Source organism: Streptomyces sp. NPDC001380, from assembly GCF_042895785.1.
GTDB lineage: Bacteria > Actinomycetota > Actinomycetes > Streptomycetales > Streptomycetaceae > Peterkaempfera.
The window spans coordinates 109,390-131,685 of the sequence record NZ_JBIAWP010000006.1; the positions used below are offsets into that span (position 1 = coordinate 109,390).

The 22,296-nt window shown below is 74.2% G+C and carries 20 protein-coding genes and 1 tRNA gene; 11 read left to right on the forward strand and 10 right to left on the reverse strand.

The window, feature by feature from the left end:
- Positions 1 to 126: 126 nt before the first annotated feature.
- Positions 127 to 978, reverse strand: a complete 852-nt coding sequence (locus ACFY07_RS09815) for a DUF5324 family protein (protein WP_390868177.1) — start codon at positions 976 to 978, stop codon at positions 127 to 129.
- Positions 979 to 1,234: 256 nt separating this feature from the next.
- Here ACFY07_RS09815 and ACFY07_RS09820 point away from each other — a divergent pair, with 256 nt between their 5' ends.
- The gene (locus ACFY07_RS09820) at positions 1,235 to 1,759 is read left to right on the forward strand and encodes a peptidylprolyl isomerase (RefSeq protein WP_390868178.1); all 525 of its coding nucleotides are present in this window, start codon (positions 1,235 to 1,237) and stop codon (positions 1,757 to 1,759) included.
- 130 nt (positions 1,760 to 1,889) lie between these two features.
- Positions 1,890 to 2,879: a rhomboid family intramembrane serine protease gene (locus ACFY07_RS09825; RefSeq protein WP_390868179.1), complete on the forward strand. Its 990-nt coding sequence runs from the start codon at positions 1,890 to 1,892 to the stop codon at positions 2,877 to 2,879.
- A 286-nt stretch (positions 2,880 to 3,165) separates the two neighbouring features.
- On the opposite strand, the gene crgA is transcribed toward ACFY07_RS09825, so the two are convergent.
- Positions 3,166 to 3,420 (reverse strand): cell division protein CrgA, encoded by a 255-nt coding sequence (gene crgA, locus ACFY07_RS09830; RefSeq protein WP_390868180.1) that lies wholly within the window; start codon positions 3,418 to 3,420, stop codon positions 3,166 to 3,168.
- Between the two features lie 160 nt (positions 3,421 to 3,580).
- On the opposite strand from crgA, the gene ACFY07_RS09835 reads away from it, so the two are divergent.
- The 7 genes from ACFY07_RS09835 (at position 3,581) to ACFY07_RS09865 (ending at position 9,583) form a co-directional block, all read left to right on the forward strand.
- Positions 3,581 to 4,339, forward strand: a complete 759-nt coding sequence (locus ACFY07_RS09835) for a DUF881 domain-containing protein (protein ID WP_390868304.1) — start codon at positions 3,581 to 3,583, stop codon at positions 4,337 to 4,339.
- A 142-nt stretch (positions 4,340 to 4,481) separates the two neighbouring features.
- Positions 4,482 to 4,784, forward strand: a complete 303-nt coding sequence (locus ACFY07_RS09840; RefSeq protein WP_390868310.1) for a hypothetical protein — start codon at positions 4,482 to 4,484, stop codon at positions 4,782 to 4,784.
- Entirely contained in the window at positions 4,781 to 5,428 is a 648-nt protein-coding gene (locus ACFY07_RS09845) for an aminodeoxychorismate/anthranilate synthase component II (RefSeq protein ID WP_390868181.1), read from the forward strand. Before ACFY07_RS09840 ends, ACFY07_RS09845 begins: the two co-directional genes overlap by 4 nt.
- 5 nt (positions 5,429 to 5,433) lie before the next feature.
- On the forward strand, positions 5,434 to 6,615 hold the full coding sequence (locus tag ACFY07_RS09850) for a class E sortase (RefSeq protein ID WP_390868182.1): 1,182 nt from the start codon (positions 5,434 to 5,436) through the stop codon (positions 6,613 to 6,615).
- Positions 6,616 to 6,637: 22 nt separating this feature from the next.
- Positions 6,638 to 7,417, forward strand: coding sequence for a class E sortase (locus ACFY07_RS09855; RefSeq protein ID WP_390868183.1), 780 nt, complete (start codon positions 6,638 to 6,640; stop codon positions 7,415 to 7,417).
- A 197-nt stretch (positions 7,418 to 7,614) separates the two neighbouring features.
- Positions 7,615 to 8,865 carry a hypothetical protein gene (locus ACFY07_RS09860; RefSeq protein WP_390868184.1) on the forward strand — a complete coding sequence of 417 codons (1,251 nt, stop codon included), beginning with the start codon at positions 7,615 to 7,617 and terminating at the stop codon, positions 8,863 to 8,865.
- A 61-nt stretch (positions 8,866 to 8,926) separates the two neighbouring features.
- Positions 8,927 to 9,583, forward strand: coding sequence for a hypothetical protein (locus ACFY07_RS09865; RefSeq protein ID WP_390868185.1), 657 nt, complete (start codon positions 8,927 to 8,929; stop codon positions 9,581 to 9,583).
- An 82-nt stretch (positions 9,584 to 9,665) separates the two neighbouring features.
- Here ACFY07_RS09865 and pknB read toward each other — a convergent pair whose 3' ends face one another.
- From pknB to ACFY07_RS09895, 6 genes are all read right to left on the reverse strand, one after another.
- Positions 9,666 to 11,726 carry a Stk1 family PASTA domain-containing Ser/Thr kinase gene (pknB, locus tag ACFY07_RS09870; protein ID WP_390868186.1) on the reverse strand — a complete coding sequence of 687 codons (2,061 nt, stop codon included), beginning with the start codon at positions 11,724 to 11,726 and terminating at the stop codon, positions 9,666 to 9,668.
- Between the two features lie 285 nt (positions 11,727 to 12,011).
- A complete protein-coding gene (locus ACFY07_RS09875) occupies positions 12,012 to 13,475 on the reverse strand; it encodes a peptidoglycan D,D-transpeptidase FtsI family protein (protein ID WP_390868187.1) in 1,464 nt (487 codons plus the stop codon).
- Between the two features lie 36 nt (positions 13,476 to 13,511).
- Positions 13,512 to 14,939, reverse strand: a complete 1,428-nt coding sequence (locus ACFY07_RS09880) for an FtsW/RodA/SpoVE family cell cycle protein (protein ID WP_390868188.1) — start codon at positions 14,937 to 14,939, stop codon at positions 13,512 to 13,514.
- A gap of 22 nt (positions 14,940 to 14,961) precedes the next feature.
- A complete protein-coding gene (locus ACFY07_RS09885; RefSeq protein WP_390868189.1) occupies positions 14,962 to 16,557 on the reverse strand; it encodes a PP2C family protein-serine/threonine phosphatase in 1,596 nt (531 codons plus the stop codon).
- Positions 16,558 to 16,625: 68 nt separating this feature from the next.
- Positions 16,626 to 17,156 carry an FHA domain-containing protein gene (locus ACFY07_RS09890; protein ID WP_390868190.1) on the reverse strand — a complete coding sequence of 177 codons (531 nt, stop codon included), beginning with the start codon at positions 17,154 to 17,156 and terminating at the stop codon, positions 16,626 to 16,628.
- A 12-nt stretch (positions 17,157 to 17,168) separates the two neighbouring features.
- Positions 17,169 to 18,041 (reverse strand): FhaA domain-containing protein, encoded by an 873-nt coding sequence (locus ACFY07_RS09895; RefSeq protein ID WP_390868191.1) that lies wholly within the window; start codon positions 18,039 to 18,041, stop codon positions 17,169 to 17,171.
- A 551-nt stretch (positions 18,042 to 18,592) separates the two neighbouring features.
- Between ACFY07_RS09895 and ACFY07_RS09900 the strand changes: the two genes are divergently transcribed.
- Positions 18,593 to 18,676, forward strand: a tRNA-Leu gene (locus ACFY07_RS09900).
- A gap of 133 nt (positions 18,677 to 18,809) precedes the next feature.
- Here ACFY07_RS09900 and ACFY07_RS09905 read toward each other — a convergent pair.
- Positions 18,810 to 20,072 (reverse strand): sensor histidine kinase, encoded by a 1,263-nt coding sequence (locus ACFY07_RS09905; protein WP_390868192.1) that lies wholly within the window; start codon positions 20,070 to 20,072, stop codon positions 18,810 to 18,812.
- The gene (locus ACFY07_RS09910; RefSeq protein WP_390868193.1) at positions 20,069 to 20,737 is read right to left on the reverse strand and encodes a response regulator; all 669 of its coding nucleotides are present in this window, start codon (positions 20,735 to 20,737) and stop codon (positions 20,069 to 20,071) included. The genes ACFY07_RS09905 and ACFY07_RS09910 overlap by 4 nt, the downstream gene beginning before the upstream one ends.
- Before the next feature lie 746 nt (positions 20,738 to 21,483).
- Between ACFY07_RS09910 and ACFY07_RS09915 the strand changes: the two genes are divergently transcribed.
- Positions 21,484 to 22,251: a hypothetical protein gene (locus ACFY07_RS09915; protein WP_390868194.1), complete on the forward strand. Its 768-nt coding sequence runs from the start codon at positions 21,484 to 21,486 to the stop codon at positions 22,249 to 22,251.
- Positions 22,252 to 22,296: the final 45 nt, after the last annotated feature.

The window sequence follows — 22,296 nt, forward strand, 5'->3', positions numbered from 1 at the left end:
GCGCCCGGGGGGGGGGGGGGGGCCCGCGGGGCCCCGGGGGGCGGGGGGGGGGGGGGGGGGGGGCCCCCCCCCCCCGGGGGGCCCCCCCGCCCCGCTCGCACCACCGCCCCTCCGGGGCGTGTCCGGTCAGGACTCCGGGTGCCCGTCCCTGCTCTCGTCCTCCTTGGCCTGCACCTCCGGGTCCAGTGGCGCGGCCCCGTCCAGGGCGTCGCCGCGGGCGGCCGCCTCGGCGATGTTGTCCCGGGTGGCGGCCTCCGCGGCCGCCTTTCCGGTCGGCGAGACCGCCCGGACCTGGTCGGCGGCGAGGGCCCCGTCGCCGGACACCTCCGCCTCCAGCGGGGGCTCGACCAGCCACTCGGGGCTGTTCTGCCGCCGCCACCACTTCCAGGCCGCGACGCCGCCGCCCGCCAGCAGGCCGAGGAGGAACAGCCGCCGCACGGCGCGTCCGCGCCGCTCGCGGCGGGCGTGCTTCCGGGCCAGCTTCTCGATCTCGGCGGCCGTCACCTGGCCGCGCAGTGCGGCGAGGGCCGCGGCGCCCCGGGTCTGCGCCTCGCGGGCCACCGGGGCGGCCGCGATCCTGGCCTCCCCGACGACGCCGGCGACGGCGGGCACGGCGGTCGCCCGGGCCTGGCGGCCCGCGGCCACGGCCGCGTCCCGGGCGGTGGCGGCGGTCTCCCGGGTCATCCGGCCCGCGCGCACGGCGGCGTCCTCCAGCTGCGGGGGCACTCCGGCCCGGGCCTGCTCCACGCGCGGCGCCACGTGCTGCACGTACGTGGACACCGCCGCGTCGCGGGCCTGGGCGGCGGCCTGTGCCGCCGCGGCCTCCACCTTGGGCGCGAGCGCCTCGATCCGGGGGGCCAGCCGCTGGCGGGCCTCTTCCGCGTAGTGCGCAGCGGTGTCCTTGGCGGTCGCCGCGTACGGCGCCAGGGTGTCCCGGGTCCTTCCGGCAGCATCACGCGCTGCGTCCAAGCGGGTCACGAGATCCTCCTCCTCCGTGTTCTCCACCCGGCGCCTGTCCACCAACCCCCTGGATCATGCCTGCGGCGGGCCCCTCCGCGAGCATCCCCCCGGAGGGGGCCCTCGGCATGCCGGAATGGTCCGTATGCGCCGAGTCCGGGGCGCGGCGGGTGCGGCGGGTGCGGGACGCCGGGGGCCCGGGGCCGGGCGCGCGCCACCCGGGGCCACCGGACGTGCGAGGATTCCTCTGTCAGTGACGTACGTAGGAAGGCACATCGTGGCCGAGGAACTGTTCGCCACCCTGAAGACCAACCGCGGCGACATCGTGATCAAGCTCTTCCCGAACCACGCCCCCAAGACGGTGGCGAACTTCGTCGAGCTGGCCGAGGGAACCCGCACGTGGACCGACCCGCGCACCGGGCAGGAGTCCAAGTCCCCCCTGTACGACGGCACGGTGTTCCACCGCGTCATCTCGGGCTTCATGATCCAGGGCGGTGACCCGCTGGGCACCGGCACGGGCGGCCCGGGCTACCGCTTCGCCGACGAGTTCCACCCGGAGCTCTCCTTCGACCGCCCCTACCTGCTCGCCATGGCGAACGCCGGTCCGGGCACCAACGGGTCCCAGTTCTTCGTGACGGTGGCCCCGACCACCTGGCTGACCCGCAAGCACACCATCTTCGGCGAGGTCGCGGACGAGGAGAGCCGGAAGGTCGTCGACACGATCGCCACCGTGCCGACCCGTCCGGGCGACCGCCCGCTGGACGACGTGGTGATCGAGTCCGTGAAGATCACCCGCCGCTGAGCACGCGCCACGCGCACCGGGCCCCGGCGGGATCCCGCCGGGGCCCGGTGTCCCACGGGCGGGCCGCCCTCCGGACCGGCACCATGGAGGCGGCACCATGGAGGCGGTACCACTGAGGAGGAAGCCCGCGATGCTCCCCGACGAAGGCCGCACTCCCGAGGCCCGGCCGCAGGGCCGGCCGCCCCGCCCCGGAGTCCCGCCGCACCCGCCCGGTCCGGCCCCGCACTCCGCCGTGCCGCCCCTGCCCGCGGCGCCCCCGCAGTCCGCGGCGCCCCCGCGGACGCCGGGACTGCTCCGCTGCCACCGGCACCCGGACCACGAGACCGGGGTCACCTGCACGCGCTGCGGCCGGCCGGTCTGCCCGCTCTGCATGGTCGGGGCCTCGGTGGGCTTCCAGTGCCGGGACTGCGTGCGCGAGGGCAACCAGGGGGTGCGCGAGGCACGGACGCGCTACGGCGGGCGCCTGGCCGGGGACCCGGCGCTGGTCACCAAGGTGCTGATCGGCATCAACGTGGCCGTCTACCTGCTGGTGCAGCTGGTCGGCCCCTCCCTGCTGGAGCAGCTGGTCCTGGTCGGCAGGGACCCCGTCCGGGGCGTGGGCGTGGCCTACGGACCGGACCAGTGGTACCGGCTGGTGACCGCCGTCTTCCTGCACTGGAACTGGTGGCACATCGGGCTCAACATGCTGTCGCTGTGGTGGATCGGCCCCCAGCTGGAGCAGGCCCTCGGGCGGCTGCGGTTCGTCGTGCTCTACGTGGTGTCCGGCCTGGTCGGCAGCGCCCTCTCCTTCGCGGTCGCGGGGGCCGACGGGAGTTCGCTGGGCGCGTCCGGGGCGATCTTCGGACTGCTCGGCGCCACGGTGGTGCTGCACCGGGTGAGCGGCTACTCCCTGGGCCCGATCGTGGCCCTGGTGGCGGTCAACCTGGTGCTGACGTTCTCCATGTCCGGCATCGACTGGCGGGCCCACGTGGGCGGCCTGGTCGCCGGCGCCGTGATGGGGGCGGGGATGATGCGCGGGCCCGCCTCGGGCCGCACCACGGCGCAGGCCGTCTCGGTGGCCGCGATGGTCCTGGTGGCGCTGGGACTGGTCGTGCTGGGGACGGCGCTCATCAACGGGTGAGGGTGCACAGATTCACCCTCGTTATCCACAGAACCGGCTCTACCCGCGTCCACCTGCGTGTTCATGGTCAATCGACCGGACGGGGGAAGTATGGACTGTCAAGTTATCCACAGAAAGTCAGACCTTTTCCCCATGTGGATAACGGTGTGGACAAGCCCGGGCCGCAATCCCCGGAACGTGACGGGCCGCGGCCGAAAGGGCGCGCGGCGCACGCGGAACGGACACGGAACGGCGGCCGCAGGAACTGCGGCCGCCGTTCACCGGTTCACGGGGGGGAGGGAGCGTCTCACTTCCACTGGGTGGAGACGCCGAATCCCGCCGCGATGAAACCGAAGCCCACCAGGATGTTCCAATTGTGCCAGCCCTCCACGGGCCACTTCGCACTCGTCACGTAGTAGACGACGATCCAGGCCAGGCCCACCAGGAAGAGCGCCAGCATCAGCGGCGCGACCCAGCCCCGGCCGGAATCCAGCTTGACCGTCGCGGCACCTGTGGGCGGCGGGGTGTAGTCGGACTTCTTGCGGAGACGAGACTTCGGCACGAGGGACTCTCCTGTCGATGCGCTGCACGACCGCGCGGGATGCTGACGGCAGCCGGAGCTGCGGAACGCGGTCCCATGCAGTCCCGCACGCCACCGGCGTCCGTTAGCGTAGTGGCTCGCAGGGTCGGAAGGAGACAAGGGTACGGTGCCAGAATCCGGGATTCCCCCGCTCCCGTCCACCCGCCGCGGCCCCGCCGCCCGGATTGTCGGACGTGTCCTCACCTGCGCCGTCTTCGCCCTCGCCGGACTCCTCTTCTGCGTCAGCGCCCTCACCGCCCGCGGCACCAACCTCCGCACCGACGACTCCCTGCTGCGCCTCACCGACGTCATAAGGGAGAAGAGCGGCCAGAACCAGCAGACCCAGCACCAGGTCGCCGCCCTCCAGCAGCATGTCGACGGCCTCGCCGAGCAGCAGGGCCAGGACCCGGCCGACGTCCGGCGCCTCGCCGCCCTGGAGCGCGCCGCGGGCCTCGACCCGCTGAAGGGCCCCGGCCTCGCCGTCACCCTCAACGACGCCCCGCCGGGCGCCACCGCCCGCATCCCCGGCGTCCCCGAGCCCGGCCCCAACGACCTCGTCATCCACCAGCAGGACATCCAGGCCGTCGTGAACGCCCTCTGGCGCGGCGGCGCCAAGGGCGTGCAGGTCATGGACCAGCGGCTCATCGCCACCAGCGCGGTCCGCTGCGTGGGCAACACGCTCATCCTGCAGGGCCGCGTCTACTCCCCGCCCTACGTGGTGCGCGCCGTCGGCGACACCACCGCCCTGCGGGCCGCCGTCGACGCCGACCCGTACATCAGCAACTACCTCCAGTACGTCAACGCCTACGGCCTCGGCTGGAAGGTCGACCAGAACCGGTCCATGACCCTCCCCGGCTACAACGGCACCGTCGACCTCAGGTACGCCCGCGCCGTCCCGTAGCCGGCCTCGGTCCCGGCCCCGCAGGCGCCCCTGCCGGCTCCCCGCCGGGCCGGTCGCGGACACCCGGCCCCGTGGGCCCACTCCGCCCCCGGGCTGCCGCTCCTGCCCGTAGGCTTGCCCCCAGGGAGCGGGAAGGAGCGCCATGTACGGCTGGATCTGGCGGCGGCTGCCGGGCAGCGTCCCGGTCAGGGCGCTTCTCGCGGCACTCATGCTGCTCGGCGTCGTCTACCTCCTCTTCCAGTACGTCTTCCCCTGGGCGGAACCGCTGCTCCCCTTCGGCGACGTCACCGTGAACGACGGCGGCCCCTCCGCCGTACAACCCGGTGGCAGCCCCAGCCCCGCCCCGCGCGGCGGCGGGACGGACCTCAACGGCGCGGCCGCCCCCTCGGCCGTCACCGGAACCGTCCCCCACCGCGTCCCGACCCCCGGAGCAGCACAGGCATGACCGCGCGGATCCTCGTCGTCGACAACTACGACAGCTTCGTCTTCAACCTGGTCCAGTACCTCTACCAGCTCGGCGCCACCTGCGAGGTGGTCCGCAACGACGAGGTGACGGTCGACCACGCCGTCCGCCGCGACGGCGACCGGGGCTTCGACGGCGTGCTGCTCTCCCCGGGGCCCGGCACGCCCGAGGAGGCCGGCGTCTGCATCGACATGGTGCACCACTGCGCCGCCGCCGGCCTGCCCGTCTTCGGCGTCTGCCTCGGCCTGCAGTCCATCGCGGTCGCCTACGGCGCCGTCGTCGGCCGCGCGCCCGAGCTGCTGCACGGCAAGACCTCGCAGGTGCTGCACGAGGGCGCCGGGGTCTTCGCCGGGCTGCCCTCGCCGTTCACCGCCACCCGCTACCACTCGCTCGCCGTCGAGCAGGACACCGTGCCCGACGTGCTGGAGCCCACCTCCTGGACGGAGAGCGGCGTCATCATGGGCCTGCGCCACCGCGACGCTCCGGTGGAGGGCGTCCAGTTCCACCCGGAGTCGGTGCTCACCGAGCACGGGCACCGCATGCTCGCCAACTGGCTGGCGCAGTGCGGCGACGCGGAGGCGGTCGCCCGCTCCGCCGGGCTGGCGCCGGTGATCGGCCGGGGCTGACCGACATGACCGCGGTCCGGCCGGGGCGCCGGGAGGCCCACCAGGGGCCCGGGGAGGCGCCGCCCCGGGAGGGGGCGCGCGCGGACGACACCGTCCGCCTGCGCACCCTCCCCGAGCCTCCCGGGGGCGCACCGGCCGGACCCGACGACACCGTGCAGCTGCGGCTGCCCGCCGCCGCGCCGACCGGCCCCCACCGGGCCGGTGCGCCCCGGGCCGGTGCGCCCCGGGCCGACGCGTCGCAGCCCGGTGCGCCGCGGACCGGTCCTCTGCCGGAGGGCGGACCCGACGACACCCTGCAGCTGCGGCTGCCCCCGGTCCCGCCGTCCCCCGGTCCGGCCGCCGCCCCGCCCACGGGCGGCCGCGCCGAGCGCCGCCGGGCGGCCCGGGCGCAGTCCCGCGGCCGGGGCGGCCGGGCCGCCGCCCCGCAGGGCGGCGGACCCGCCGCGGGCCGGGCCGGACGCCGGCCGGGCGCCGCCCGGGGCCGCGAACCGCTGGGCGTCAAGGTCGTCCGCGCCGTCGGCGAGCTCTGCGTCACCCTCGGCGTCCTGCTGCTGCTCTTCGTCTCGTACCAGCTCTGGTGGACCAACGTCCGCGCCCACGAGGCCGCCGACGGCGCCGCCGACAGCCTGGAGAAGCAGTGGGCGGCCGGCCCGCCCGGCGGCTCCCGGGACCCCGACGACCCGCGCGACCCGGGCGCCTTCGCCCCGGGCCAGGGCTTCGCCATCCTCTGGATCCCCAAGCTCGACGTGAAGGCCCCCATCGCCGAGGGCACCGACAAGCACGCGGTCCTCGACAAGGGCATGGTCGGGCACTACACGGGCGTGCTGAAGTCCGCGATGCCGTGGGCGAAGGCCGGCAACTTCGCGCTCGCCGCCCACCGCAACACCCACGGCGAACCGTTCCGCTACATCAACCGCCTGGCCGTCGGCGACAAGGTCGTGGTCGAGACCGCCCGCACCTACTACGTCTACGCGATCACCAGCGCCCTGCCGCAGACCCCGCCCTCCAACGTCAGCGTCATCCAGCCGGTTCCGGTCGGCTCCGGATTCACCCGTCCGGGGAGGTACATCACGCTGACGACCTGCACACCCGAGTTCACGTCCACCTACCGCCTGATCGTCTGGGGCAAGATGGTCGAGGAGCGGCCGAGAAGCAAGGGCAAGCCTGACGCCCTGGTGGGCTCGTAGCTCCCGGACGCGCGGAGGGGCAGTGGCGGGACGGCGGCAGGGGTACGCGCAGGAGCGCGGGCGGCGGGGCGGGCGGCGGCAGGGGGACCCGGGCGGACCCGTCCGCGGCGGCCGGGTCGCGGCGGCGGTGTCGGTCCTCGGCGAACTCCTCATCACCTTCGGCGTGCTGCTCGGCCTCTTCGTGGCGTACTCGCTGTGGTGGACCAACGTCCTGGCGGACCGTCAGGCCGACTCCCTGGCGCACCGCCTGCGCGACCAGTGGACCCACCGCCCCGCCACCGGCGACACCGCCCCCCGCCACCCCCGCTCCTTCGCCGTCGGCGACGCGGTGGGCTTCCTGCACGTCCCCGCGCTGGGCGCGGACTCCACCGTGCTGATCCGGATGGGCACCGGGACCGACGTCCTGAACCAGGGCGTGGCCGGCGTGTACCGCAGGCCCTACGCGGCGGCGATGCCGTGGGAGCGGACCGGCAACTTCGCGCTCGCCGCCCACCGCGACGGCCACGGCGCCAGGTTCCACAACCTCGACCGGCTGCACAAGGGCGACCCGGTGGTCGTGGAGACCTCCGACACCTGGTACGTCTACCGCGTCGACGCGGTCCTGCCGCAGACCTCCAAGGAGGACACCGGCGTGATCGCGCCCGTGCCGAAGGAGTCCGGCTTCACCCGGCCCGGCCGGTACATCACGCTCACCACCTGCACGCCGGTCTACACCTCGCGCTACCGCATGGCCGTCTGGGGGAGCCTGGTGCGCACCGTGCCCGTCGACGCCCGGCGCACCCCGCCCGCCGAGCTGCGCTGAGCGGCTGTCGGCCCTCCTCGATCGGCGCGCGGGCGCGGACACACGCCCCCACGGGCAACCGTGCGCTGCGCCGGAGACGTGACCCGGAGCCCGGAACGGCCGTTGGGGAGTTCGAGAAGTACCCCACAGTCGAAGACAGGGATGACCCCGGCGGTGCGCCAACACCCCGGGGCCCGGCACCAGGAGAAACACCTCCGATGCACCTCCACTTTATCCGGCCTGCCCGCTATCTTCAGGCCCCCCACGACATCGTCCGGCACCCGCGCCTCAACGGGACGGCCACCAAGCTGCTCCTGATGGCCCTCTCGCTGCCCCCGGGCACCCGCGAGACCTTCCAGACCCTCGCCTCCCGCATCCCCGAGGGCCGCAGCGCCGTCGCCACCGCGCGCCGCCAGCTCATCGACGAGGGCTTCCTCCACGTCCGCCGCCGCCAGGACCCTCGCACCGGCACCTGGGCCACCGACACCCTCGTCTCCAGCGTGCCCCTGCACGAACCCGGCGACATCGCCGCCGCCTGGGCCGCCGCCGACGGCACCGGGGACGGCGGTGGGGACGGCGGTGGGGACGGCACCGGGGACGGCGGTGGGGACGGCGGTGGGGACGGCGGTGGGGACGGCTCCGGCGGCGGCAGCGGTGCGCCCGGCCCCGGGTCGCCCGGCGCCGGCCGGGAGGGCGGCGGTCCCGCCGGGAGGGCGGCGCGTGCGGCCCGCCGGGCGTCCCCGACCCGCCGGATCCCGGCAGCCGGGTCGGCGGCGGGCCGGGCGGTCGGCACTTCCCCCAAGGGGGATCACACCGGAGGTGGGAAGAAGACCCTCCCTCCCCGACCGCCGGCCGCGCCGCCGGCCGCGACCGCGCCGGCCATGGCGCCACCGGCCGTGGTGCCACCGGCGGGTGCGGCGGCCCCTCCGGAGGCCGCCGCCGATGCGGACGTCCCCGACGTCGCCCTCGCGACCGGCACCGGCCCGGAGGAGGTCCCGCCCGCCGCCAGGGCCGCCCGTATGCTGCTCCGGGCCGTCGAGGACGAACCCCGCCTGCGCCTCGGCGTCGCGGAGGTCCTGCGGCTGGCACCGCTGGCCGCCCTGTGGCTGGAGCGCGGCGCCACCCTCGGCGACCTGCGCCTGGCGCTGCTGTCCGGCCTGCCCGCCGTGGTCCACTCCGCCGCCGCCCTGGTGAGGTCCCGGCTGGAGCGCAAACTGCCCCCGCCGCCGGTGGACGCCCCTCCACCGCCCGTCCGCCACGAGTGCGCCGAGTGCGGCGTGCCCGTCCCCCGCCCCGGCCTCTGCCGCCCCTGCGCCGCACCCCCGCACGCCGCGCCCGCCGTTGTGCCCGGCCCGGACCGGCCCGCCGCCCAGATCGCCGCCGAGGGCGCCGCCCGCGTCCGCAGCCTGCTCGCCCCCGCCGGCGGCAACCGGCTCCGCCGCACCCGCTTCGCCCTGCCCTGCCGCTGACCGCCGGACACCGGCCGAACCCCAGCCCGACCACCGACCCGGACCACCCCGAGGGGGACCGATGCACCCGCGACCCGTCAACCGGCAAGCCGTGATCCTGGAGTCGCGCACCATGCGCGACAGCCTCACCGGATGGACCCAAGCCCTCGACCGGGTCAAGGCCCTCCGTCTCCTGCCCGACGGCGTCCACCTCACGACCCGCCTCGTCGCCGACTACTTCGAGGTGGGCGAGGAGGCGGTGAAGAGCATCGTGAAGCGTCACCGCGAGGAGCTGCGCAGCAACGGCTACCAGATGCTGCAAGGCGTTGAGCTGCGCCGATACCTAGGGTCCACGACGGACCTTAGCTCCGTGCCGGGACGCGGTCTCGCCCTCTTCCCCCGCCGGGCCGTGCTCAACGTCGCGATGCTGCTGCGGGACAGCGAGGTCGCCCGTCAGGTGCGGACCCACCTGCTGGACCTCACCGAGCCCGCCCGGCCCTCGTCGGCGCTGGACGCGTACGTCGCAGAGACCGCCCGCCGGGCCGCCGAGCAGGCCGCCGAGCAGGCCGTGGAACGGCACCTGCGGTCCCACGCCCGGATCATCGGGGCGATGAGCTGCCGCATCGCCCGCATGGACACCGCCCTGCGGGAGGTCCGCAGCCGCCTGGACACCCTGTGCACGCTCTGGTCCCGGAGGTCCACGCCGGACCGGTGCCCCCGCTGCCGCCGCCACCGCTGAGCGGCGGCGGACCCGGGGGAACGCCGCGGGGGCTGTGGACGACTCGTCCACAGCCCCCGCGTCAGACGCGCGCAGGTCCGGATCAGCCGCCGCCGGTGTTGCCCCCGAGGATCCCGCCGATGCCGCCGGGGTTGCCGCCGCCACCGCCGTTGTTGCCGCCCGGGTTGCTCGGCTGGACCGTCAGCACGATCTCCTGGTTCTTGGGGATCTGGGTGCCGACGGGGACGCTCTGGTTCGTCACGATGCCGTTGCCGTCACCGGGACCGTCGACGCGGTAGTTCGTCAGTCCGGCCGCCCCCAGTCTTTCGATCGCCTGGTTCAGGGTGCCGTTGGTGACCGGGGGCATCGCCACCGTGGCCGGGGCCTTCGCCACGTCCAGGACGACCACGGAGTTCTTGGGGACCGAGCCGGCGCCGGGGTTCTGGTTCAGCACCGTGCCCGCTGGCTTGTCCGCCGACTCGACGTCGTTGCGCTCGACCTTGACGCCCATCCCCTGCAGCGCCGCTGCGGCCTGGTCGAAGGGCTGGCCGATGACCGAGGGGATGGTCACCTGCTCCGGCGCCTTGCCGACGACGATGTCGACCTTGGAGTTCTTCTGGGCCTTCCTGCCCGGGCCCGGCTGCTGCTTGAGGACGGTGCCCTGCTCGCTCTGCTTGTCGGTCTCCTGCTGGTTCACGTTGCCGATCTGGAAGCCCTCGTCCTGCAGCTTCTGCTGCGCCTGCTCCTGGGTGAGGCCGCCGAGGTCCGGGACCTCGCCCTGCTCGGGCCCGGTGGAGACGTGGACGGTGATGCTGCCGTTCTTGGCGAGCGTGGTGCCGACCGCCTGGTCCTGCGTGCAGATCTTGCCCTTGGGGGCGATGTCCTCGGCGCAGGGCACCTTCTCGCCCTGGGTGATCGTGAATCCGTTGCCGTCGTTCCGCAGGGTGTTCTCGGCCTCGGCGACCGACTGGCCGATCAGGCTGGGGACCTTGGGGTCCGCCTTCTTCCCGCCGCTGTCGCCGAAGAGCGCCTGGGCGATGAAGAACGAGCCCACCAGGACGAGCACCGCCGCGATGGCGAGCACGATCCACGAGGTGTTGTTCCGCTGCTGCTGCCCGCGGCGGGCGCCGGCCCGGCCGCCGTAGCCGCCGTCGTCCCCGGGGCCGCCCTGACCGCCGACCGGCGGGAGCACCGTGGTGCCGGCCATGCTGCCGTTCTGCTGGGGGAGGGCCGCGGTGGCCTGGCCGCCGTACTGGTCGCCGCCGTAGCCGCCGTCGTACCCGCCCATGCCGAACGCGGCGACCTGCTGGGCCGCGGCGACGGGCAGGCCGTCGAGGAAGCGCTCGATGTCGTCGCGCATCTCGTCGGCGCTCTGGTAGCGGTAGTCGCGGTCCTTGGCGAGGGCCTTCAGCACGATGGCGTCGACCTCGGGCCGCACCTCCGGGTCGAAGGCCGACGGGGGCTGCGGCTCCTCCCGCACGTGCTGGTACGCCACGGCGACCGGCGAGTCGCCCACGAAGGGCGGCCGCAGCGCCAGCAGCTCGTAGATCAGGCAGCCCGTGGAGTACAGGTCGGAGCGGGCGTCGACCTGCTCGCCCTTGGCCTGCTCGGGCGAGAGGTACTGGGCCGTGCCGATGACCGCCGCGGTCTGGGTCATGGTCATGCCCTGGTCGCCCATGGCGCGGGCGATGCCGAAGTCCATGACCTTGACGGTGCCGTTGCGCGTCAGCATGACGTTCGCCGGCTTGATGTCGCGGTGGACGATCCCGTTGCGGTGCGAGTACTCCAGCGCCTGGAGGATGCCGATGGTCATCTCCAGGGCGCGCTCCGGCAGCAGCCGGCGCCCGGAGTGCAGCAGCTCGCGCAGGGTCGAGCCGTCGACGTACTCCATGACGATGTACGGGATGGAGATCCCGTCGAGGTAGTCCTCGCCGGTGTCGTACACGGCGACGATCGACGGGTGGTTCAGGGACGCTGCCGACTGGGCCTCGCGGCGGAACCGGGCCTGGAACGACGGGTCACGGGCCATGTCGGCCCGCAGCGTCTTCACGGCGACGGTGCGGCCGAGCCGGATGTCGTGGCCGAGGTAGACCTCGGCCATGCCGCCGCGACCCAGCACGGCGCCCAGCTCGTACCGGCCGCCGAGGCGACGCGGCTCTTCCATAGCTCCCAGCCCTCTCCCTCACCGGTGCATGAGGATGTGACGTTGGGCCCCGCGGCCCGGCTCCCCGCGCCCGTAGGGCACGGAACCGGCCCGCAGACAGACCGCTGCTTGCGGATACGCTACCGGTCCCGGCAGCGCAAGCCCGCCTCCAGCACCACCCGATACCAGACCGGTATCAGCCGTCCACCGGGTGTCCCCATCCCCCGGGAACGGCGATCCCCGCAGGTCGGCCCGGGAACGCTGCGGTCCGGCGGGGCGGCCTGCGGGGGCCGGGTGAGGAATGGGTCACTTGCCGAGGACGGCCTCCATGACGGCCTTCGCCACCGGCGCCGCGAGCTTGCCGCCGGCGATGCCGGCGCGGTTGTCGCCCTCGCTGCTCTCCACGACCACGGCGACGGCGACCTTGGGGGTGTCGCCGCTCTTGGCGTAGGAGATGAACCAGGCGTAGGGGAGGTCCTTGTTGTTCTCTCCGTGCTGGGCCGTACCGGTCTTGCCGCCGACCGTGACGCCGGGGATCTGCGCGGCCCTGCCGGTGCCGCCCGGGCTCTCCACCACGCCCTGCATCAGCGTCTGGAGCTTCTGGGCCGTCTCCGGGCTGAAGGCGCGGCTCATCTCCTTCGGCTTGGTCTGGGAGATGGTGGTCAGGTCGGGGGCCTGCTCCTTGTCGACCATGTACGGCTGCATGAGCGAGCCGTTGTTGGCGACGGCGGAGGCGACCATGGCCATCTGGAGCGGGGTGACGCGGGTGTTGTGCTGGCCGATGGCGTCCAGCGCGGTGCCGGGGCGGTCGGAGTCACGGGGGAAGACGCTCTCGGCCGCCCGGACGGGGATGTCGACCTTGGGGTTGTTGAAGCCAAGCTTCTCGGCCTGCGCGGCGAGCTTGTCCTTGCCCACCTCGTCGCCGATCTTGGCGAAGACGGTGTTGCAGGAGTACTCCATCGCGACCAGCACGGTCGCGTTGGTGCACGGCTCGAACTTGGACTCGTTCGGGAGCACCTGCTGCGTGTTGGGCAGGAGGTACCGGGCCGGGGTGTTCGTCCGGTCGTCCGGGTTGTTGTAGACGCGGTTCTCGAACATCGCCGCGGCGGTCACGATCTTGAAGGTCGAGCCGGGCGGGTAGGTCTCCCGGAGCGCCCGGTTGAGCATGGGCTTGTCCGGGTCGTCCAGGTACTTCTGGTAGGCGCTGCTGTCCTGGCCGGCGAACGTCCCCGGGTCGTAGGACGGCGTGCTCACCAGGGCCAGGACGGCGCCGGTGGTCGGGTCGAGGGCGACCGCGGCGCCCTTCTTGCCCTTGAGGGCGTTGAAGGCGGCCTTCTGGGCCTTCTCGTCGATGGTGGTGACGACGTTGCCGCCCTGCTTGGGCTTGCCCGTGAGCATGTCCAGCGTGTTGCGGAAGAAGAGCCGGTCGTCCTTGCCGGAGAGGAAGTCGTCCTCCAGCGCCTCGATCTGGGTGTTCTTCTGCGTCTGCGAGGAGAAGCCGGTGACCGGCGCGTACATCTCGCCGTTCGTCCAGTCCTGCTTGTACTTGAAGCGCAGGCCGTTGACGAAGGTCGACTTCGTCATCGGCCGGCCGTTGGCCAGGAAGATGTTCCCGCGGGGGTGCGCGTAGCGGTCGTACTGCACGCGCTTGTTGTACTTGTCGTTGGCGAGCGCCGTCGCCTTGACGCCCTGCAGCCAGTTGGCGCGGGCCATCAGGGCCAGGACGAGCAGCATGCAGAAGACGGACACCCGTCGGATGGGCTTGTTCATGCGATGGGTCCCCTCCTCGCGACGTGGGTCATGGTCTCAGGTCCGCACTATCTGGGTGGCTTCGGCGTCGGGGCTGGGGGCCGGCTCCGGGGCGGGCCGCCGGGCGGTGTCGCTGATCTTGAGCAGCACCGCGACCAGCGCCCAGTTCGCGACCACCGACGAGCCGCCCTGCGCCATGAACGGCATGGTCATGCCGGTGAGCGGGATCAGGCCGGTGACGCCGCCGGCGACCACGAAGACCTGGATCGCGAAGGCGGAGGAGAGGCCCACCGCCAGCAGCTTGCCGAACGGGTCGCGGGCGGCGACCGCGGTGCGCAGGCCGCGCTGCACCAGCAGCCCGTACAGCAGGAAGATCGCCATGATCCCCGCCAGGCCGAGCTCCTCGCCGAACGAGCCGAGGATGAAGTCGCTCTTCGCGGCGAACTGGATCAGCCAGGAGCGGCCCTCCCCGAGACCGGTGCCCATGACGCCGCCGGAGCCGAAGGCGAAGAGCGACTGGCCGATCTGCTCGGTCGCGCCGGGAGGGGGGTTCGGCCCGAACGGCGCCATCGGGTCCAGCCACGCGTTGACACGGGTCTGGACGTGGCTCTCGAAGCTCGCGACGAAGACCGCGCCGGCCGCCGACATCAGCAGGCCGAAGACGATCCAGCTGGTGCGCTCGGTGGCGACGTAGAGCATCACCACGAAGAGGCCGAAGAAGAGCAGCGAGCTGCCGAGGTCGGTCTCGAAGACGAGGATCAGGATGGAGATGATCCAGACCACGATGATCGGGCCGAGGTCGCGGCCGCGCGGCAGGTACAGGCCCATGAAGCGGCGGCTGGCCAGGGCCAGCGCGTCCCGCTTCACCATCAGGTAGCCGGCGAAGAAGACAGTCAGGATGATCTTCGCGAACTCGCCGGGCTGAATGGAGAAGCTGCCGATGCGGATCCAGATCTTGGCGCCGAAGTCCTCCGCCCGCTCCGGGAAGAAGGCCGGGGCGGCCAGCAGGATCAGGGCCACCACCATCGAGATGTAGGTGTAGCGCTGGAGGATGCGGTGGTCCTTGAGCAGCACCAGCACGCCCAGGAAGAGGCCGATGCCCAGGCCCGACCACATGAGCTGGTTGGGCGCCGCCGCGAAGTTCTTCGGGATCAGCGGACCGGCCCTGTCCAGCCGCCAGATCATCACCAGGCCCATGCCGTTGAGCAGGGTGGCGATGGGCAGCATCAGCGGGTCCGCGTACGGGGCGAAGCGCCGCATCGTGAGGTGCGCCACCAGGGCCAGGCCGCCCATGCCCAGGCCGTAGCCGAGCATGCCGCCCGGCAGGGAGCCGTCCATGGCGAGCCCGACGTTCGCGTACGCGAACATCGGGATCACCACCGCGAAGGCGAGCATGACCAGCTCGGTGTTGCGGCGGTTGGGGGCACCCTGCGGGGTGATCGTCGTCGTGTTGGTGGTCCTGTTGGTCAATCCGAAACTGCTCACGGCGCGGGCCGCTCCCCTACGACTACTGCGTGCACGACTTCGCCAGTTCCTGCTCCGACGCGGTCAGGACGGGCCTGCCGTTTCCGGCACCGCCTCCCGCCGACTGCCCCGGGACGGGCTGCGGACTCCTGCTCGGGGCGGGCGCACCGCTCGCGGTGCCCGGCTTCGGCGTCGCGCTGGCGGCCGCCTTCTCCACATACGCGGCGCGGGCCGCGACGGTTCCGCTCGGCCCGGGGCTCGGGCGGTTGGCGGTGCGGTGGGACGGCGCGGGGGCCGGCGTCGGGGTGGCCGCGGCGGGCGGCACCGCGCCCTGGGCGACCTTCCGGCAGACGCTCGCCTGGTCGCCGAGCTTCTGCACCCGGCTCATGGCGGCGGAGACGTCGTCCACCGCGATCGTGTTCTGCACCTGGTCCTGCTGGAGCTGGGACAGGTACTTGAGTTCGATCGACGGGTAGTCCTTGTAGACCGAGGAGAGGCCGATGCCCGCGAGGTTCTGGTTGAGGCCGCGGAAGACCGCCACGTGGTCGCCCTCGGCGCCCACGTAGTACTGCTTCTGCGTCCAGCGCCACCCGTAGTAGGCGCCGCCGCCCACCAGGCCGACCGCGACGGCCAGCACCAGGGAGCGCCGGAACCAGCGGGCGCCCCTGCCGCGCCGACGGCGGTCCGGCTTCTCCAGGTCGTAGCCGCCGTCGTAGTCCTCGTAGCCCTCCGCCGGGCCGAACTCGCCGAAGCCGTCCTGCCCGTCGCCGCCGCCCGGCTGCGGCGCGGGGCGGCCGAGGCCCGCCGCGCGGCTCGCCGGGGTGTTCAGGTGCGCGGTCATGGTCGGCGGCCCGTCGGCGACCGCGCCGACGACCACCGGGGTGTCACTGACCTGCCCGGCCATGGTGTCGGTGTCGCCCACGTCCAGGACGTCGGCCACGATGCAGGTGATGTTGTCGGGGCCGCCGCCGCGCAGCGCGAGCTGGATCAGCTCCTGCACGGTCTGCTGCGGCGAGTAGAAGCTCCCGAGGGTCTCCTCCAGCGTCTGGTGGCTGACCACGCCGGAGAGGCCGTCGGAGCAGATCAGGTACCGGTCGCCCGCCCGCACCTCGCGGATCGACAGGTCGGGCTCGGCCTGGCCGCGGCCGTCGAGGGCGCGCATCAGCAGGGAGCGCTGCGGGTGGGTGCCCGCCTCCTCCTCGGTGATCCGGCCCTCGTCGATGAGCCGCTGCACCCAGGTGTGGTCCTGGGTGATCTGGCTGAGGGAGCCGTCGCGCAGCAGATAGGCGCGGGAGTCGCCGATGTGGACCATGCCCATCCGCTGGCCGGTCCAGAGCATGGCGGTGAGGGTGCAGCCCATCCCCTCCAGCTGGGGGTCCTCCTCGACCATCGTCCGCAGCCGGTCGTTGGCCTGCTGGACGGAGTCGCCGAGGAGGGAGAGCAGGTCGGCGCCGGGGATGTCGTCGTCGAGCGGGACGAGGGTGGCGAGAACCTCGGCGGAGGCGACCTCGCCGGCGGCCTGGCCGCCCATGCCGTCGGCCACGGCCAGCAGCCGGGGACCGGCGTACCCGGAGTCCTCGTTGTGCTCCCGGATCATCCCGGTGTGCGATCCGGCGGCGAAGCGCAGCACGAGGGTCATGCGGCGTGCGCCTCCCCTCGAGCTGCCTCGTCACTCGCGGTGGACGTGGTCCGATGCCTCATGCGCTACTACTTCCGCAGCTCGATGACGGTCCTGCCGATACGGATGGGCGTCCCCGGCTGCAGCGGCGTGGGTGCGGTGAGCCGCTGCCGGTCCAGGTAGGTGCCGTTGGTGGAGCCCAGGTCCTCGACGACCCACTGACCGCCCTGGTCGGGGTAGATCCTGGCATGCCGCGAGGACGCGTAGTCGTCGTCGAGCACGATGGTGGAGTCGTGGGCGCGGCCGAGGGTGATGGTCTGGCCCTGGAGGGCGACCGTCGTCCCGGCCAGCGAGCCCTGCACCACGACCAGCTGGGTGGGCGCGCCGCGCCGCTGGCGGTTCTCCCGGCGCGGCTGCTGCTGTTGCTGCGGCGGACGGGCGCCCTGCTGCTGCCGGGCGCCCTGGGCGGAGCCCGGGGCGGCGGCGGGACGGCGCGTGGCGCGCTGGGTCACCCTGGTGCCGAAGAGGTCGCTGCGGATCACCTGGACCGCGACGATCACGAACAGCCACAGTACGGCGAGGAAGCCCAGCCGCATGACCGTGAGGGTCAGCTCTGACATGTGTGCCCCGCTCTACCCTTCGGCTTGCCGGTAGACGATGGTGGTGCTGCCCACGACGATCCGCGAGCCGTCGCGGAGCGTAGCGCGCTGGGTGTGCTGTCCGTCCACCACGATGCCGTTGGTCGAGCCCAGGTCGAGGACCATCGAGGGCGAACCGGGACGGATCTCCGCGTGCTTGCGGGAGACCCCGGGATCGTCGATGCGGACGTCGGCCTCGGTCGAGCGGCCGAGGACCGTGGCGGCGCCGACGAGCTGGTGCCGCACGCCGTTGACCTCGATCCAGCGCCGGACGCCGGGCGCGCCGCCGGTGCCGGGCATCCGGCGGACGTTCCCGCCGCCGGCGCCGGGCGCCTGCGGCGGGGCGGCGGGCGGCGGGGGAGCGGCGGGGTAGCCGGGCTGCGGCTGCTGCCATCCGGCGCCGGGCTGCGCCGCGGGGGCCTGCCCGTAGGCGCCCGCCCCGTAGCCGCCGGCCCCGGCCCCGTACCCGTCGGGCTGCTGCTGCTGCGACTCGCTCCCGGCCAGGGTGCGGCTGCGCACCCGGTACAGGCCGGTGTCGAGGTCGTCCGCCTTCTCCAGGTGGACCTGGAGCGGTCCCATGAAGCTGTAGCGCTGGGCCTCGGCGTACTCGCGGACCATGCCCGCGAGCTCGTGGCCGAGCTGCCCCGCGTACGGGCTGAGCCGCTCGTGGTCGTGCGGGCTCAGCTCCACGATGAAGTCGTTGGGCACCACGGTCCGGTCGCGGTTCCAGATGGTGGCGTTGTTGTCGCACTCCCGCTGGAGGGCGCCGGCGATCTCCACCGGCTGGACCTCGGACTTGAACACCTTGGCGAAGGTGCCGTTCACGAGACCCTCGAGTCGCTGCTCGAACTTCTTCAGGACTCCCACGGGGCACCCCCTTTCCTCAGGGTTCACTTCGTCCGTCTGTGCTGCCGTCCGTACTGCGTACTTGCCTACTGATCGTATCCACGTCGCGGGCATCCCCACGGTTCCCCGGCAGGGCTGCACCGGCAGGTGTGCTTGCGCACACCCCACCGGAAGGATGCCACCGCCGACGGGCCCGCCGGGGAAGCGGAGGACCGCGGCCCCGTCCGGCGCCCCCGACGCCGCGCCGCCGGGCCGCGCGGACGCCCCGTGCCCCGGACCCGGTGCGGATGCGGTCCGGCGCGCGGTGCCCGTGCAGCGATGGTAGAGCCGGTGGGGGGTGCTGTCTCCGCTCGCCCCGGCCCCCTACCCGCTCGGCGGATGCGGCACTCGGGGCTTCCCGGACCGGTGCGCGGGGGCCCCGGGACAACGGATTCGAAGGCCGGGCCCCTGACGTGCTAATGTCTTCCACGTCGGAAGGAGCGACCGAGAGGAAGCCCGGAACGGCGCCGAAGCGGAGAGATCCGGTTTGGAGCCCGGAAGGACCGTTCGGTAGCATCGAGGACAACACCCATGCGCGGGTGGCGGAATAGGCAGACGCGCTGGATTCAGGTTCCAGTGCCCGAAAGGGCGTGGGGGTTCAACTCCCCCCTCGCGCACAGCGGAAGGCCCCGCAGGTCGGAAGACCTGCGGGGCCTTCGGTGTTCTCCGCCCTCCCCGCGCCGCACCCTTCAGGCCCCCGCACGGCCCGCCCCCGGCCTCCGCCCGGCCCCGGCCGCCGGTGCCACCGGCTCAGCGGCCCCGGTCGCGCCCCTCGGCCGACGGCCGGGCCGTCTCGGCCAGGACCGGCAGCGCCGCGCGGACCGCGAAGCCGCCGTCCGGCAGGGGCCCGGCCGACAGCACGCCCCCCAGCAGCTGCGCCCGCTCCCGGAGCCCCACCAGCCCGTGCCCGCCGCCGGGCAGCCGCAGCGGGTCGGCGGAGCCGTCCGGCGGCCCGTTGCGCACCTCCACCCGCAGCAGGTCCCCGTCGGCGCGCACCGCCACCGACACCTCCGCGCCCGGCGCGTGCTTGCGGATGTTGGTCAGGGCCTCCTGGACCGTCCGGTACGCGGCCCGCTCGACCGCCTCCGGCCAGGAGCGGCCGCCCCACTCCAGCTCGGCGGTGGTGTCGAGCCCGCTGTCGCCGATCAGCCGGGGGAGGTCGGAGAGGACGGGCTGCGGGGTGAGGTCCCGGGTGGTCCCGCCCGCCGCCCGCAGCACGCCCACCATGTGCCGCAGCTCGTCCAGGGTGCGGACCGACAGCTCCCGGATGGTGCGCGCGGAGTCCCGGGCCGCCGGCTCCGCCGAGCTGACCTGCAGCGCCCCGGCCTGGATGCTGATCAGGCTCACCTGGTGGGAGACCACGTCGTGCATCTCGCGGGCCAGCCGGGCCCGCTCGGTGGCCAGGACCCGGTCCGCCAGCAGCCGCTCCTCGCGCCGCCGGCCGAGGGTCAGCTCCTCCAGCCGCAGCGCCAGCTCCTCGCGGGTCCGCACCAGCAGGCCCAGGGCGGCCGGTCCGCCGGCCACCATCAGGCACTGGATCGCGTACAGGACCGTGTCCCGGGTCAGGATGAGCGGCCACCAGTCGGCGAAGGGCCAGTGGAAGAACTCCACCAGCGCGAAGAGGGCGGCGCCGAGCACGGTGGAGGCGGTGGAGCGGCGCCGGGCGGCGACCGTGTACACGGCGGCCATCGGCGCGATCCACACGAAGCTGATGAACGCCGCGGGCAGGGTGAGCAGCATCACGGTCAGCGGCAGCCGGTTGCGCACCGACAGCGCCAGGGCGGCCAGGACGCAGGCGGCGGTCTGCAGGGACCGCGAGAGGTCGTCGACCAGGGTCGCGTCCAGCAGCGACAGCAGGACCAGGGAGACGGTCGGCAGCCGGCGCACCCAGGGGCGGCGGGTCCAGGTGCGTCCGGACCACAGGCTGCCCGCCCGCGTCCGCCCGCCGCGCGTGCCGGGGAGCGTGCGGGCCCGTCCGGTCCGGGCGGCCGCCCGGCCCTGGTCCACCGTCACGACGACGCGCTCCCCTGGCCGCGCGCGAGGCCCGCCCGGTGCGCGATGACCGCGGCCTGCACCCGGTTGGTGGCCCCGAGCTTCCCGAGGATGGCGCTGATGTGGTCCTTGACCGTGCCGGTGCCCAGGAAGAGGCGGTCGGCTATCTCCGCGTTGGAGAGGCCCTCGCCCAGCAGGGCCAGCACGTCCAGCTCGCGCGAGGTCATGCAGCGCACCCGGGCGGCGGCCTCCGCGTCGGGCTCGCCGCCGCCGACGTAGCCGCCGATCACGGTGGCGGTGACCGCCGGGGAGAGGATGTTGCCGCCGCCGGCCAGCACCCGCACCGCGTGCACCAGCTGGTCGGGGGCGGTGTCCTTCAGCAGGAAGCCCGCGGCGCCGGCCCGCAGCGCGGTGCCGATGTACTCGTCGGTGTCGAAGGTGGTGAGCATCGACACGGCGGGCGGCTCGGGGAGCGCCCGCAGCCGCCGCAGCACCGTGATGCCGTCCACGTCGGGCATCCGGATGTCCAGCAGCACCACCCGGGGCCGGTGGATGCGCACCGACTCCTCCGCGGCCGCACCCGAGCAGGTGGCGACCACCTCGATGTCCGGCGCGGAGCCGACGATCAGTCCCAGGCCCGAGCGGACCAGGACCTCGTCGTCCACGATGACGACGGGGATCGGCACGGGTGCCTCCTTCGGTGAGCGGTCGCGCCGGGCGGCGCGCGCCGGGCGTGCGGCGCCCGGCGGCGGGTCCGGCCGGCCTGCGGGTCTGCGGTCTGCCGGGCCTGCGGTCTGCGGGTCTGCGGGTCTGCGGTCCGTGGCTTCTGCGGGTCCTGCGGGTCCGGGGGCGGTACGCGCGGCGGGCGGCTGTCGGCCCGGTCCGCCCGGCACGGGGACGCGGGGGTCCCCAAGAGCCTAGGAGGGCACGGGATCCCCCGTCCCTCCAGCCCCCGGTGGAGCCGCCCCCGCCGAACGGCGGGGGCGTGAATCGCCGCGGGGGGTCACATCCGCGGCGCCGCGCGACGGCAGCATGGAGGCGGCGCGTGTCGTACCCCTGACCCCGTAGCCCGGTTCGTACCGGGGCCTCTCCGCCGCGACCCGACGGAAGGGGACCCGGCGGCCACGGGCCCGCACGGGAGGGGGCTCCGGGCGGCCGCGGGAGCGTGCCGGAGGGGGACACCGCAGGGCGCGGACGGCCCGACGCCGCGTCACACGGGCCGACCCGCGCGAGGCACCGGGGCATCCGGGTGCCGCACCGACGTGTGGCGGCTCCTCCGCCGGGGGGCGGAGGGACCGTCACCCTTCAGGGTCGTGAAGGGGTCCTCCACCCTCAGGACGATCCGGGCCTGGGTACTCAGGACGGAGGCGGTCCGCCGCGGCGCGGTCCAGCAGGGAAGCCCAGCAGCCTCGGACCTTTCGGGAAGGTGTCCGTGAACCTGAGAACCCGCACGGGGGGCGTGCGGTGCAGCGGTCCGGAGGCGCTGGTGCGCCGGGCCGCCGCCGCCGAGTGGGGGAGGCTGGCGTCCCTGGTGCGCGGCCACCTCGCGCGCAGGAGGGCCGCGGCGCTGCCGCTGGCCGCCACGGCTGCGGGCCTCGTCCTCCTCTTCGACCTGCTCCAGCACCTGCCCGGCGGCGCCGCACTGGTCGAGCGCGTCGGGGTCGTCCGCGGGGTGCAGCCGCTGGAGGTCTCCCTGCTGCGCACCCCGCTCTCCCTCTTCGTCCCCGCCCTCGACCTGCCCGTCTGGGGGGCGTTCGCCCAGGTCCTGGTCGTCTTCGGCCTCGCCGAGACCGTCCTCGGCCGGCGTGTCACCCTGCTGGTCGCGTACGCCGGGACGCTCGCCGGCACCCTCTACGCCCGCCTCGCCATGGACCTCGGCCCGGACACCCCGCTCGGACTGGCGCCCTCCGACGCCCTCGTCCGCGACTGCGGCCCCTCGGCCGCCGTGGTCGCCCTCGCGATCTGCACGGCGTGGCGGGCGCGCGCCTGGTGCACCGCCGGGGCGGTGGTGGTCCTGATGACGTCCGAGGCCGTGCTGCTGCCCAACCTGGCCGGTGCGGAGCACCTGGCGGCGGTCGCGGCGGCCCTGCTGGCCGCCGCGCTGGGCGAGGTGGTCGGCGGCTACGGGCCGCGGGTGCCTGCCCTGGCGGGCGCCGCCGGCGCCGCGGGCGGGCCGCGGGCCCGCGCGGTGATCCCCTGAACACCCCCTCCGGCGGACGCACCCCCGGTGCCGCCCGGCCGGGCG

Coding starts and splice junctions, on each gene's coding strand:
- ACFY07_RS09840 (WP_390868310.1), top strand. CDS start 4,482: ATGTACGGCTGGATCTGGCGGCGGCTGCCGGGCAGCGTCCCGGTCAGG.
- ACFY07_RS09875 (WP_390868187.1), bottom strand. CDS start 13,475: ATGAACAAGCCCATCCGACGGGTGTCCGTCTTCTGCATGCTGCTCGTC.
- ACFY07_RS09885 (WP_390868189.1), bottom strand. CDS start 16,557: ATGACCCTCGTGCTGCGCTTCGCCGCCGGATCGCACACCGGGATGATC.
- ACFY07_RS09865 (WP_390868185.1), top strand. CDS start 8,927: ATGCACCCGCGACCCGTCAACCGGCAAGCCGTGATCCTGGAGTCGCGC.
- ACFY07_RS09845 (WP_390868181.1), top strand. CDS start 4,781: ATGACCGCGCGGATCCTCGTCGTCGACAACTACGACAGCTTCGTCTTC.
- ACFY07_RS09890 (WP_390868190.1), bottom strand. CDS start 17,156: ATGTCAGAGCTGACCCTCACGGTCATGCGGCTGGGCTTCCTCGCCGTA.
- ACFY07_RS09860 (WP_390868184.1), top strand. CDS start 7,615: ATGCACCTCCACTTTATCCGGCCTGCCCGCTATCTTCAGGCCCCCCAC.
- ACFY07_RS09825 (WP_390868179.1), top strand. CDS start 1,890: ATGCTCCCCGACGAAGGCCGCACTCCCGAGGCCCGGCCGCAGGGCCGG.
- ACFY07_RS09850 (WP_390868182.1), top strand. CDS start 5,434: ATGACCGCGGTCCGGCCGGGGCGCCGGGAGGCCCACCAGGGGCCCGGG.
- pknB (WP_390868186.1), bottom strand. CDS start 11,726: ATGGAAGAGCCGCGTCGCCTCGGCGGCCGGTACGAGCTGGGCGCCGTG.